Source organism: Bacteroides difficilis (assembly GCF_048319815.1).
In the GTDB taxonomy this organism is placed as follows: Bacteria; Bacteroidota; Bacteroidia; order Bacteroidales; family Bacteroidaceae; genus Bacteroides; species Bacteroides zhangwenhongii.
Map to the genome: position 1 here is coordinate 3,393,842 of NZ_CP182814.1, position 12,349 is coordinate 3,406,190.

General features: G+C 40.5%; 11 protein-coding genes. 5 read left to right on the plus strand and 6 right to left on the minus strand.

All coding sequences use genetic code 11. The annotated features are described in order from the left end of the window. Window positions 1-20 precede the first annotated feature (20 nt). Window positions 21-959 (plus strand): fimbrillin family protein, encoded by a 939-nt coding sequence (locus ACNOGP_RS12905; RefSeq protein ID WP_418212966.1) that lies wholly within the window; start codon window positions 21-23, stop codon window positions 957-959. A gap of 45 nt (window positions 960-1,004) precedes the next feature. Next, the gene (locus tag ACNOGP_RS12910; protein ID WP_418212967.1) at window positions 1,005-1,970 is read left to right on the plus strand and encodes a fimbrillin family protein; all 966 of its coding nucleotides are present in this window, start codon (window positions 1,005-1,007) and stop codon (window positions 1,968-1,970) included. 149 nt (window positions 1,971-2,119) lie between these two features. Here ACNOGP_RS12910 and ACNOGP_RS12915 read toward each other — a convergent pair whose 3' ends face one another. Then, window positions 2,120-3,034 (minus strand): cation diffusion facilitator family transporter, encoded by a 915-nt coding sequence (locus tag ACNOGP_RS12915; RefSeq protein WP_418212968.1) that lies wholly within the window; start codon window positions 3,032-3,034, stop codon window positions 2,120-2,122. 183 nt (window positions 3,035-3,217) lie between these two features. Between ACNOGP_RS12915 and ACNOGP_RS12920 the strand changes: the two genes are divergently transcribed. Then, window positions 3,218-5,524, plus strand: coding sequence for a family 20 glycosylhydrolase (locus ACNOGP_RS12920; protein ID WP_418212969.1), 2,307 nt, complete (start codon window positions 3,218-3,220; stop codon window positions 5,522-5,524). A gap of 210 nt (window positions 5,525-5,734) precedes the next feature. On the opposite strand, the gene fldA is transcribed toward ACNOGP_RS12920, so the two are convergent. Both fldA and ACNOGP_RS12930 read right to left on the minus strand, forming a co-directional pair. Continuing rightward, complete coding sequence (gene fldA / locus ACNOGP_RS12925) at window positions 5,735-6,241, minus strand: flavodoxin FldA (protein ID WP_186968186.1); 507 nt, start codon at window positions 6,239-6,241, stop codon at window positions 5,735-5,737. Between the two features lie 135 nt (window positions 6,242-6,376). Further along, window positions 6,377-7,552 (minus strand): phosphoribosylaminoimidazolecarboxamide formyltransferase, encoded by a 1,176-nt coding sequence (locus ACNOGP_RS12930; protein WP_418212970.1) that lies wholly within the window; start codon window positions 7,550-7,552, stop codon window positions 6,377-6,379. 206 nt (window positions 7,553-7,758) lie between these two features. Here ACNOGP_RS12930 and ACNOGP_RS12935 point away from each other — a divergent pair, with 206 nt between their 5' ends. Both ACNOGP_RS12935 and ACNOGP_RS12940 read left to right on the plus strand, forming a co-directional pair. Next, entirely contained in the window at window positions 7,759-8,463 is a 705-nt protein-coding gene (locus tag ACNOGP_RS12935; RefSeq protein WP_007761709.1) for a hemerythrin domain-containing protein, read from the plus strand. After that, a complete protein-coding gene (locus tag ACNOGP_RS12940; protein WP_143866888.1) occupies window positions 8,453-9,064 on the plus strand; it encodes a response regulator transcription factor in 612 nt (203 codons plus the stop codon). Before ACNOGP_RS12935 ends, ACNOGP_RS12940 begins: the two co-directional genes overlap by 11 nt. 555 nt (window positions 9,065-9,619) lie before the next feature. Here the strand turns inward: ACNOGP_RS12940 and ACNOGP_RS12945 are convergent. Genes ACNOGP_RS12945 through ACNOGP_RS12955 form a run of 3 tightly spaced genes read right to left on the minus strand, consistent with a single transcriptional unit; the run spans window position 9,620 to window position 12,346 of the window. Then, complete coding sequence (locus tag ACNOGP_RS12945) at window positions 9,620-10,267, minus strand: acyltransferase (RefSeq protein WP_418212971.1); 648 nt, start codon at window positions 10,265-10,267, stop codon at window positions 9,620-9,622. Continuing rightward, window positions 10,219-11,169 (minus strand): glycosyltransferase family 2 protein, encoded by a 951-nt coding sequence (locus tag ACNOGP_RS12950; RefSeq protein WP_418212972.1) that lies wholly within the window; start codon window positions 11,167-11,169, stop codon window positions 10,219-10,221. The genes ACNOGP_RS12945 and ACNOGP_RS12950 overlap by 49 nt, the downstream gene beginning before the upstream one ends. Window positions 11,170-11,179: 10 nt before the next feature. Then, on the minus strand, window positions 11,180-12,346 hold the full coding sequence (locus tag ACNOGP_RS12955; RefSeq protein ID WP_143866882.1) for a sugar transferase: 1,167 nt from the start codon (window positions 12,344-12,346) through the stop codon (window positions 11,180-11,182). Between the last annotated feature and the right edge of the window lie 3 nt (window positions 12,347-12,349).

The following is a 12,349-nucleotide window of genomic DNA, read 5'->3' on the forward strand; positions in this document are numbered from 1 at the left end:
CAATAATATATTGAAACGGAATGAAAAATAAGAAACTAGTACTGTATATCGCATTGGCTGTCTCATTGGGAGCTTGTGGCAACGATAATGAGTCGGAATCCTCGCCTGTACCCGACGGACGCACGGCATTGACTGTACAGGGGAAAATAAGAGTAAAGAGTACTTCCGAAAGTCGTGCCATAGATACGGACTGGGGATATAATGATAAAATCGGCGTTTTTATGGTGTATTCCGGTAACGGTGCGGGGCTGACGCAGGAGAATATTTGTGGTGGAGCGGATAATAAATGTTATGTGACTACGGGAGGAGATGGCAATTTTAAACCCGATGGAACAGAGACGGAAGGGGATAATACGAATATTATCTATTTCCCCGTTGTCGGTGCAGTGGATTTTTATGCATATTATCCTTTTGTCTCTCCGCTGACGGATTATACTTATCCGTTGGATGTGGCTGTTCAAAGTAATCAGGAAGCTATCGACTTCATGTATGCCGGCAAAGTGGAAGGATGCACAAAGGAGAACCCGAAAGTAGGATTCAATTTTGTTCATAAGCTTTCTAAATTAGTATTGGAAATAAGTCCGGGCGACGGATTGAATACGGCTGACCTGAAAAATCTTAGCGTCACAGTTGGAGATCAGCCTATAAAAGCGACTTTCAATCTTTCTAACGGTACGCTTGCGTGCGGAGCGGATAAGTCGGATATCACATTGCTTACAACCGAGTCCGGCACTTTGAGCGAGGCTATTCTATTACCCAATTCAGCTAAGTCACGTGTGCTGACTTTTGATTTGAATAATGGAAATGACGAACCTTTCACCTGGACAATGGATAAGGCATTGGATGCAGGCAGCAAGTATACATATGAAGTCCGTTTGCATCGTACGAAAGTGGAAATAACAAGTGCTAGTATCACCGGTTGGACACCGGAAAATGGAGGTGCTGTGGATGCACACTAACTGGTCAATAAGATTAATGATAAATATAAACTAAAAAATACAGTTATGAAGAAGATTTATTTTTATGTTGCTGTCTTGGCTGCAATATTTGCGGGATGTGATAATGGTGAAATGGATAATGTCGCTAACGATGGGCAAGTAGCAATTGAGGTATCGGCCGGAATTGAGGGAGCGAAGACGCGTATGGTAGATACGAAGTGGGAGACAAGGGATAAAATAGGAATTTTTGGAAAAAGTGGTAAGTTAGAGTATTCGAATCGTTGTTACAATTGGATAAGTGGCAATACTTTTGAGGCTAGTTCGAATATTATTTATTACGGTGCTGAGACAGGTTCTTTTACAGCATATTATCCGTATGCAGAAAATAAAGGGAGTAATATTCAAATAAAAGATGGAAAGCTCACAAGAAACTTGCTTACGCAGGTTACTTATGACTTAGATAAAAGTGTAGACTTTCTATATGCTGAAGCGACGGGTACAAAAGATAATCCTAAGATTGATTTTCAATTTGAACATAAAATGAGTAAATTGACTTTGAAATTAGTACCGGGAGAGGGTTATAAAACCATGTCGTATCAACCGGGTAATTTCTCGTCGTATTGGAATTTTAGTTTTTCAAGTTTACATTCTAAGGTTTCATTTGAGATAGCAACAGGGAAAGTAGAGCCGCTGGAGGATGTAGGGAAGCTGGATTTTGTTTATTTCCAAAATGGTTTTAATGGGGGAGACTATGATACGGATGAAAAAGTTACTTATTATACTTTTATATTATGTCCGGGTGAATCTGTTGAGGGTGGTCTGGGCGTGGACCTGACATATGATAATACTGATGGGTATACCCTTCATACTAAACTATTAACTGGCGATAATGTATTTGCAACAGAAGCAGGAAAAGAATATATGTATACTGTGACTCTAAACAAGACAAAATTAGATGTGTCAGATACGACTATAAAATCATGGGATCCTGCTACCTTGCCTAATGATGGAAAAGCAGAGGCCGGTTTATAAATGTAAAAAGCTCATGATTATGAGAATAAGATATCTTATTACATATGAGTACAAAGGTTACATTGAAGACAAATCTGTAAAAATACCCAGCTAAATCTGTAATGTGAAATCCTGTACGAAAAACGTGCAGGATTTTGTATTTATACCAATCAGACCATACCCTTGTTCACTCCGAATTTCTCATCTGTCTGACATTCTCCGGCAGGCTCTACGTGTACTAGAATATCATATACATTGTCTACGGAGTCTTCTATGCTTTTCTCTACGGCTCCGGCAATTTCGTGTGCCTGTGTGATGGTTATATGAGGATTCACTTCAATGTCGAGAGTGATGATATACCGGTTTCCTATCATTCGTGATCTGACCCGATGCGGATTGCTTGCGCCCGGCACTTTCTCGACGGCTTCGAATATCTTATTGTATACATTGACATCTTTTACACCGTCCATAAGCTCTACATTTGAGTCCATGAAAATACCGATGGAAGATTTGATGATAAAGAGACTGATTATCAATCCTGTTATTGAGTCGAGTATGGGTAACTTAAGTAGGAAAGTAAACAGTAAGCCTAATAAAACTCCTGCCGAAATAATGACATCATTACGCATATTAATCGCATTTGCCGTCAGCATGGAACTGTCTATTTTCTTTCCTTGCTTGTATTGATATGAAGCTAATAGTAACTTGCCGATAATAGAGAATATAGTCACATAGATAGCGATGGCTGACGGTATCTCTTTCATTTCATCGCAAAAGATGTTTTGGATGGATGATACCAACATCTGCATACCAGCATAGAATATTACAAGTGATAGGATTTTAGTCGCGATCCCTTCCGCTTTTTCATAACCGAACACATATTTCTTTGAAGGCGGACGATTCATCACTCTTGCCGTAAAAATCATAACGATAGAGATGAGGACATCGGTTGCCGAGTCGATACCGTCACCTATTACCGCTAAACTACCGGTAAATAAACCGATTATGATTTTGGATGCGGACAGGATTGCATTGCCGATTGTGCTGATCCATGAGGTTTTGATTAGTATGTTCTCTCTTGACATTGAAGTGATCCTTTATAATTGTTTTGTAATGGATTGGGGAGCAAAGATAAACATTAATAGGAGTTTGTGACATGAAGTCGCGAAAAACTTTTTCCGCCTTTTAGTAGTTTATGCGTTTTAGTTGTATTATATATAGATGGTCAATTAAAAACAGGACAAATCATTTATTAAATAGTTAACCGCATGTTCAAAAAATTAAGTAGCTCTTTACTCATTGTGTCAGCTTGTGTCTTTTCTTCTTGTACGTCTACCGTCAAGCAAGAAATTGCAATCCTGCCTACCCCCGTTAGTCTGACCGAGCAGTCGGGCTCGTTTGTTTTAAAAGATGGCATGAAGATCGGAGTTTCCGATCAGTCGTTGTTTCCGGCTACCGGATACCTGCAGGAAATTCTTCGGAATGTCGTATCGTCTTCTGTTGAAGTCACTACCGATAAGAGTCAGGTAGATATGTATTTTCAGTTGAAAGATACCGTTGGAAAGCCCGGCTCTTATAAACTTGAATCTACACCGGAGTATATTCGGGTGGAGGCAACTGACTATTCGGGCATTATTTCTGCCATTACTACTATTCGCCAGTTGCTTCCTGCGGTGACAGAAGTGCAGGGAGAGAAACAGAATTATTCTATCCCTGTCGTGCAAATAGAAGATGCGCCACGATTTGAGTGGCGTGGATTTATGTTGGATGCTTCCCGTCATTTTTGGAATAAAAAAGAAGTGAAGCATATATTAGATCTGATGTCTTTGTATAAACTTAATAAGCTCCACTGGCATCTGTCCGACGATCAGGGTTGGCGTATAGAGATCGAGAAATACCCGTTGCTTACGGAAAAAGGGGCCTGGCGTAAATTCAATACGCAGGATCGTACCTGTATGGCACGTGCGAAAGAAGAAGATAATACCGATTTTCTGATTCCGGAAGATAAGATACGCATTGTGGAAGGAGATACGCTGTATGGAGGTTATTACACTCATGATGATATAAAAGAAATAGTAGCCTATGCTACGCAAAGAGGTATTGATGTCATTCCCGAGATTGATATGCCGGGACATTTCCTGGCAGCTATCGGTCAATATCCGGAATTGGCGTGCGACGGATTAATCGGGTGGGGGGAAACTTTCTCTTCTCCTATCTGTCCGGGCAAAGATACAACGCTGGAGTTCTGTCAGAATGTGTTCAAAGAAGTTTTTGAACTTTTCCCTTATGAATATGTGCACATGGGTGGTGATGAAGTGGAAAAAGCCAACTGGAAGAAATGTCCTCTTTGTCAGAAACGGATTCGTACGGAGAAACTGGGTTCGGTAGAAGAGCTTCAGGCATGGTTTGTACGTGACATGGAGAAATTCTTCCTTGCCAACGGAAAGAAACTCATAGGCTGGGATGAAGTGGTATCCGACGGATTATCTTCTGATGCTGCCATTACCTGGTGGAGAAGTTGGGCGAAAGATGCATTGCCTACGGCAACTGCACAAAAGCAGAAAGTGATTGCTTGTCCGAATGAATATTTCTATTTCGATTATGCGCAGGATCAGAATTCAGTAAAGAAAATACTTGCGTATGATCCGTGTGCAGACAATCGGTTATCGCCGGAACAGGAGAAATATATCTGGGGTGTGCAGGCGAATCTCTGGGCTGAATGGATTCCGACCATGAAGCGCATTGAATATTTGATTGTTCCCCGTATGATAGCATTGAGTGAAATAGCTTGGGCGGAGCCGACAGCCAAACCGGATCTCGAAGAATTCTATCGTCAGCTTGTTCCGCAATTTAAGCGGATGGATGTGATGAGGGTAAATTATAGGGTGCCTGACTTGCAGGGATTCTATAAAGTGAATGCATTTATTGATGAAACAACTGTGGAATTGACTTGTCCGTTACCCGGTACTGAAATACGGTATACGACAGACGGTAGTATGCCTACCAAAGAATCAGCTCTTTATAACGGGGCTTTGGAAGTTGGGAAGACTACGGATTTCGCTTTCCGCACTTTCCGTCCGGATGGCTCTCCTTCAGATGTGGTGCGTATCAAGTATGTAAAGGCTCCTTATGCGGAGGCGGTGACTGCTCCGGCTGCTTTGCAACCCGGCTTGAAAGCAGTATGGCACGATTTCCGTGGTAATCTTTGTGCGGATATTGATGCAGCTCCTGTCAAAGGGGAGTATGTGGTGGAATCGGTATCCATTCCCGAAGAGGTGAAAGGAAATATCGGTCTGGTATTGACCGGCTATCTGGAAGTTCCTGCCGATGGTATCTATGCATTTGCCCTTCTCTCGGACGACGGTAGCACATTAATGCTTGACGGTGAATTGTTGGGAGATAATGATAGAGCACATTCGCCGGTAGAGATTATTGTGCAGAAGGCTTTGAAAGCCGGGCTTCATCCGATAGAAGTGCGTTACTTCGATTGTAACGGAGGCGTATTGCAGATGGAACTGGTGAATGAAAAAGGTGAAAAAGAAGTATTGCCAAGTGCATGGCTGAAACATGAATAACTATTCTGTTGCCTTGTTTGTATTTGAGTGAATCGTTTCTTCTACAGCCTGTTCCTTTGAGTATAATCTACTATCAGGAGACTGCCTTCTCAGAAACGATTCACCTCAGATAAACTACATACAAACAAAGCTAAACTTATGCTAAGGTTATCGCTTAAACTGCTATCTTTATACCTTCTTTTTACTGTGGTCTTTCATGTTAAGGTGAAATTAGCTAATTTCTTGTTTCACTTGTTCAGCCCATGCGCTGATACGTTCGTCTGTTTTGCTATCTTCGTTGACTTCGTCAAGTGGAAGACCTACAAACTTACCGTCTACAACGGCAATGGAAGAATCGAAGGTATAGCCTGCAGTATCTGTTGCTCCACAGAATTTGCAGTGGGTATCTTTCAGATCTTCATAAAGAATACCTATTGCGTCACAGAATGTGTCGCTATATGAGTCAGAGTCGCCGCAACCGAACAGGGCTACAGATTTATGGGATAAATCACACTTCTTTAAAACTTTTACTCCATCGTACCAGTCGTCTTGAAGTTCGCCTGCTCCCCATGTGGAAGAGCCGAGCACCAATACGTCATATTCATTGACTAACGCCTCTGTTAGCTTGGATACATCAAATACATCTGCCGATGGTACATCTAATTTCTCTGCAATTCGACGGGCAAGCTCTTCTGTTGTTCCGGTTGTAGAACCATAAAATACACCAATTTTATTCATCTTTGATTCGTTTTTAAATGTAACGCTGCAAAGATAGAGGGTCTTAAAGAAATAGGAAATCCCCATTTATAATGGAAGATTTGTCTCCTTCTCATTATAAATGGGGATATATGGAATAAAAAATGGTCGATCTTTTTAATGGTGGAACAAGCGGATGCCTGTAAATGCCATTGCCATATTGTATTTGTCGCAAGTTCCAATCACATGATCGTCACGTACTGATCCGCCCGGTTGTGCAATATAGCTGACGCCACTCTTGTGTGCGCGTTCTATATTATCTCCGAATGGGAAGAATGCATCCGATCCTAAAGCTACACCTGTCATCGTATCCAACCATGCTCGTTTTTCTTCGCGTGTCAGTATTTCAGGCTTTTCAGTGAAGAACTGTTGCCAGATACCGTCTGCCAGTACGTCGTCATAATCTTCCGAAATGTAAACGTCAATCGTGTTATCACGGTCTGCACGACGGATTTTTTCAATCCACGGCAAGTTCATCACTTTCGGGTGTTGGCGTAAATACCAGATATCTGCTTTATTTCCTGCCAGGCGCGTACAGTGGATACGTGACTGCTGACCTGCGCCAATACCGATTGCCTGTCCGTCTTTGGCATAACATACAGAATTGGATTGTGTATATTTTAAAGTGATTAAGGCAATGATTAAGTCGCGTTTTGCATCAGCCGGGATTTCCTTGTTCTGCGTAGGCGTCTCTTTCAAAAGACTTTCATCGATCTTCAATTCGTTTCTTCCTTGTTCGAAAGTTACTCCGAATACATCTTTATGTTCGATAGGAGCCGGGCGGTATGCAGGATCTATCTTTATTACATTATAGGTTCCTTTTCTTTTATTCTTTAGAATCTCCAGTGCTTCGGGAGTGTAGTCAGGAGCAATGACGCCGTCGGATACTTCACGGTTAATGATGCGTGCTGTTTCTTCGTCACAAGTGTCGGACAATGCGATAAAGTCTCCGTAAGACGACATACGGTCTGCTCCACGTGCACGGGCGTATGCTGTAGCCAATGGAGATAGTTTCATGTCATCGACAAAATAAATCTTCTTCAGCGTATCGCTCATTTCTACCGCAACAGCAGCACCTGCAGGGCTGACATGTTTAAAAGATGCGGCAGCCGGTAGTCCGGTAGCTTCTTTCAGTTCTTTCACTAGTTGCCAACTGTTGAATGCATCCAATAGATTGATATAACCGGGACGTCCATTCAATACTTTGATGGGGAGTTCACCTTCTTTCATGAAGATACGGGCAGGCTTTTGATTAGGGTTGCAGCCGTATTTCAGTTCGAGTTCGTTTGCCATTTTAATTATAAATTATGAGTTGCTAATTACAAATTGATAGCGACAAAATTACGAAAAAAAGATAAGCTCGCCTAGACTTGTATTGTAAAATAGTAACATGTAATTAGTATTTAGAATATTGTAATGATTCAAAATACCTATAAATGGTGATTGCGATTTCGTGAAATATTCCGTTTCTTTGCACTCGCTAAATATAAATAGGTAAGATGGATAATTTACAAAAATATAAGCCGACTGATAAGATGATTGATCTTATCAGTGACAATTATTCCTTGTTACAGGTAATGAGCCGTTTCGGGCTTTCGTTAGGGTTTGGAGATAAAACGGTAAAGGAGGTTTGCGAGCTGAATGGAGTAGATTGCCGTACTTTCCTGATTGTAGTTAATTTTATGGCTGAGGGTTTTTCTCGGTTAGATGGAGACAAAGATGATATTTCCATCCCTGCATTGATTGATTATCTGCGGCAGGCACACATCTATTTTCTTGATTTTTCTCTTCCCGCCATCCGGCGCAAATTGATTGAAGCCATTGACTGCTCGCAGGACGATGTTGCTTTCCTTATTCTGAAGTTTTTTGATGAATATACCCGTGAAGTGCGTAAACATATGGATTATGAAGAGAAAACCGTATTTAAGTATGTAGATGCGCTTATAGCAGGAAATGCCCCGAAAAACTACCAGATCAGTACATTCTCCAAACATCACGACCAGGTGGGAGAGAAGTTGACCGAACTGAAGAATATCATTATTAAATATTGTCCGGCCAAAGCCAATGAGAATCTTCTGAATGCGGCGCTTTTTGATATTTATGCTTGTGAGGAGGGACTGGAATCTCATTGCAAGGTAGAGGACTATATTTTTGTTCCTGCTATTCTGAACCTGGAAAGGAGGATGATGGAAAATGAAAAATAATGAAGTTATCCGGATTGCAATTGCTGAGACTTCTGTAATTATCCGTGGCGGGCTGACTGCTGCGTTGAAGCGTCTTCCTAATGTGAAAGTGCAACCTATAGAGTTGCTTTCTATCGAGGCTCTGCATGACTGCGTCCGGACGCAGTGTCCTGATATGCTGATTGTCAATCCGGCTTTCGGTGATTATTTCGATGTAGGTAAGTTTCGAGAGGAAACGTCCGGTAAGAAGATACGGGTGATAGCATTGGTCACTTCTTTTGTAGATGCCTCCTTGTTGAGCAAATATGATGAGTCTATTTCTATATTTGATGATTTGGAGAGATTGTCTAAGAAAATCTCCGGTTTGCTGAATGTACCTTCTGAGGAAGAAGAATTGGAAAGTCAGGATGCGCTCAGCCAGCGGGAAAAGGAAATTGTCATCTGTGTGGTAAAAGGAATGACAAATAAAGAAATAGCGGAAAAGCTGTTTTTATCTATTCATACGGTTATCACGCATCGGAGAAATATTAGCAAAAAATTGCAAATACATAGTGCGGCGGGTTTGACTATTTATGCTATTGTAAATAAGCTGGTTACGCTGAATGATGTGAAGGATTTATAGCAAGGAAAAGTGTTATAAAATATAAAACCGTTTGCGCACACGGAAATTATTCGTACCTTTGCAGTGCAATTGGGAAATTGCTGTTAGTTTATAAGGTAAAAGAAAAAATGTAAGGTATTAGATTAAGTAAAGATTTAAGGTATTAAAATTTTTATTCAATAGGAAAGTTTTTATAGTTAGGTAAAAAGGATAACAATAGGTAAAGACGTTTTAGAGGTAAAAAAGAAGATTAGTTTTCAGGAAAAAATGAGGTACTATGGAAAAGCCTTTTGGCTTTTCTGATGCGGTGGCGAGTGATTCTATAAAAAGAATTAGCTCGTTTTTTTATTGCTCGCGAATAAAACGGCTAAATATTGAGAGCAGTAGATATTTCGGTTCAGTATAAAAAACAAAATCCCGACGAAATCACTTCGGCAGGATCCTATTTCATTTTTACTTAAATGTGGCTACGTAATAAAATTATGACTAATTAATTCAATTCTGATACTGCAAAGATAGTGCATCTCAACATATGTCACAATCCCCTATATAAGGTATATTGCGTAGCTATTCTCATTATTTATAGTTATTGATGGCTGATTTTTCTACTTTTTTCCATTCATTTGTTTCAAAATCATATGATTTGATAACTTTTGCGGGGCAACCGGCACATATCGAATAGGGAGGGACGGAATGAGTGACTATACTTCCGGCAGCTACAACACAATGCTTTCCTAAAGTCACTCCCGGAAGAATGACTGAATTGGCGCCTACCCATACATCATCCTCAATAAGAACCGCTTGTGTGCTGACACCCTGTTCGTCAATTCTCTTTTCCACATTCTCATAATTATGATTGAGTCCTGTGACGGTTACATTCTGAGCAAGGTTGACGTGGTTGCCGATAGCGGCCGGACCAATGATTGTATTTCTTAATCCGATTCGTGTATAATCTCCGATAGTCAGGTCGCCTACTGCATTGTTGAGGCAGGAAAAATCCTCAACAACGGAATATCTTCCTAAAGAGAACTGGTTGAAAGGAGGGAGATCTTTGCGAACGCTTCGATAAATCACGGAGCCTTTACCTCGTTTAAGATATACGTAACCGAAGATACGTATCCACCAGTTAGGACGCGTTTTGACAGGATGCATGATGAATCGGTGAACGGCCTGTTTTAAACCGGAGTTTTCTTTAATTCGCTGCTTAAGTGTTTTTTTCTCCATATTGAGTGTTTTTTCTTCTTTTTGTCTTCTACCAGATAATCCGGAATCGCCAGACTGTATACAATGAATAAACCGAATAATATGCTCCACCAACCAAGTGATGAAGTCCAGTTATATGTTGTCATCAGTAAAGCATAAATACCGACGAAGATGCACAATTTCAGCGGAGAGGGTATTAATAGCTGCATAATCCGATTAAGGAAACTCCAGTTACCTTCTAATAGAGAGGGGAGCAAATAAGAGATCATTTTTCGGGGGCGCTTCCGATAAGGACAGGTCGGATAGGATTCGCAGTAAACAATGGCTTCCGGAAGATAGTCGATATATATGTTCTGTCGAAGTAACTTCCGTTCGATATTGGTTTTGGAACTTTTCAGATTTTTCTGTAACCATGCCAGATCAATAGCCATATTGGTTCCAAGCAAATTGGATGATAACCCGAATTGCGTATTGCCTGCCCTGTACAGGCTGTTTTTTATTTCATCACGCATCACTCGAAATTTAAAACGAAATCCCTTGCAGCCTTTTACGAGTGTATGTAGCTGGATTGCCTGTATTCCGGCATCATAAGCGTCATAAATCTTGTCCAACAGTTGTGGGGACAGAGTACGGGCGGTATCAGGCAGGATAAGAGCCAAGTCGTAATGTTCTTTGTCTAAACTGTTGATACCTTGATATAGATCGCTGTATGTGATGAATTCGTAGGGTGATTCTTTTCCATATAAATCGGGAAGGGGACTGCTTTCACGAATAAGGATGGCGCAGCGATATTTTTTTTGAGCTTTAGGGTATGTGATATGTTTGAAATGTGAAGCGGTGGATAATACAAAAAGGTATAGAAACAGAATCCCTGTAAGGAAGAATGCCAGATCATCTATTATGTAGATATAAGAGTCCATCACTTAAGGGAAGTTATACGTTCTCTTTTTGAATAAATGCAGTAACTGTCTTTAGAATAATCTTTATATCCAGCCAGAAAGAAAAAGTTTTTGCATAAGTGATATCCAATTGTTTACGTTCTTCAGCGGAAAGTTTGCCTGCTTCACCTCTTTTCTCTACCTGCCATAGACCGGTTAGCCCGGCAGGACCTATGAAGCGGTCGATGTGTTCGTCGCTAGTCAGTAATTCGGCTTCATAGAGTGGGAGAGGTCGATTGCCGACTATTGACATATCCCCTTTTAAGATATTAAAAAGCTGCGGTAACTCGTCGATACTGTATTTGCGGATAAAGCGTCCTATCTTTGTTATTCTCGGATCATTTTCCAGTTTAACAAAAGCATTGCTTTTCTCTTTGGATTTTTTGTGAATATAATCTTCTTCGGAGATAACGAAATCATCGGATACTAAAAGAATTTCTTCTTCATCGCCTTCTTCATTCATGTCTGTATCGATGTCTTCTCCCCATATATCGGGCTCCTCCTCTTCTTCCTGCTGGTATTGGTTAAGAGCATTGAAATCTTTCAGATGCTTGTCCGCGTCAGTATACATGGAACGGAATTTGAGAAAATCAAATATCTGATAGTTGCTTCCGACTCGTTTGGATTTATAGATGACTGCTCCTTTACTTTCCAAGCGAATGGCTAATGCGGTAAATATCAAAAGAGGGGAAAGACATAATATAGCCATTCCCGAAAATAATATATCAAAAATTCGTTTCCATAAAGGTAACCGGAAAGCTTTGATATTTTGTGCCTTGAGCTGGAGATCTTTTATTTTCTGTTCCTTGCGGCGTTTGAGAAAAGTTGATAGGTCTGTTAAGGCTTCATGAGTCATTTCAAATTTAATGGTATTGTTGATTCCGGCTTTCAGATATTGTGCCGCTTCTTCTTTAGACAACGAATCCATAACAAGTACCATGTAAAGTCCCGGATATTTCTTGCGCATATACCGGATATCTGCAATATCTTTGGAGAGGTCTACTTGTTCAAAAAATAGAGCTATATCATATTTTTCACGTATTTTATCTACTGCTTTAATAGCTTTGCTACAATTGGGAACAGCATAAAATACCCCTACATTTAATCTGGAAAACAACTCTATCGTCTTGCTATCTCTACCTATATAAATAAAATATTGCATGTA

Coding starts and splice junctions, on each gene's coding strand:
- ACNOGP_RS12905 (WP_418212966.1), top strand. CDS start 21: ATGAAAAATAAGAAACTAGTACTGTATATCGCATTGGCTGTCTCATTG.
- ACNOGP_RS12910 (WP_418212967.1), top strand. CDS start 1,005: ATGAAGAAGATTTATTTTTATGTTGCTGTCTTGGCTGCAATATTTGCG.
- ACNOGP_RS12940 (WP_143866888.1), top strand. CDS start 8,453: ATGAAAAATAATGAAGTTATCCGGATTGCAATTGCTGAGACTTCTGTA.
- ACNOGP_RS12955 (WP_143866882.1), bottom strand. CDS start 12,346: ATGCAATATTTTATTTATATAGGTAGAGATAGCAAGACGATAGAGTTG.
- ACNOGP_RS12930 (WP_418212970.1), bottom strand. CDS start 7,552: ATGGCAAACGAACTCGAACTGAAATACGGCTGCAACCCTAATCAAAAG.
- ACNOGP_RS12945 (WP_418212971.1), bottom strand. CDS start 10,267: ATGGAGAAAAAAACACTTAAGCAGCGAATTAAAGAAAACTCCGGTTTA.
- ACNOGP_RS12915 (WP_418212968.1), bottom strand. CDS start 3,034: ATGTCAAGAGAGAACATACTAATCAAAACCTCATGGATCAGCACAATC.
- ACNOGP_RS12935 (WP_007761709.1), top strand. CDS start 7,759: ATGGATAATTTACAAAAATATAAGCCGACTGATAAGATGATTGATCTT.
- ACNOGP_RS12920 (WP_418212969.1), top strand. CDS start 3,218: ATGTTCAAAAAATTAAGTAGCTCTTTACTCATTGTGTCAGCTTGTGTC.
- fldA (WP_186968186.1), bottom strand. CDS start 6,241: ATGAATAAAATTGGTGTATTTTATGGTTCTACAACCGGAACAACAGAA.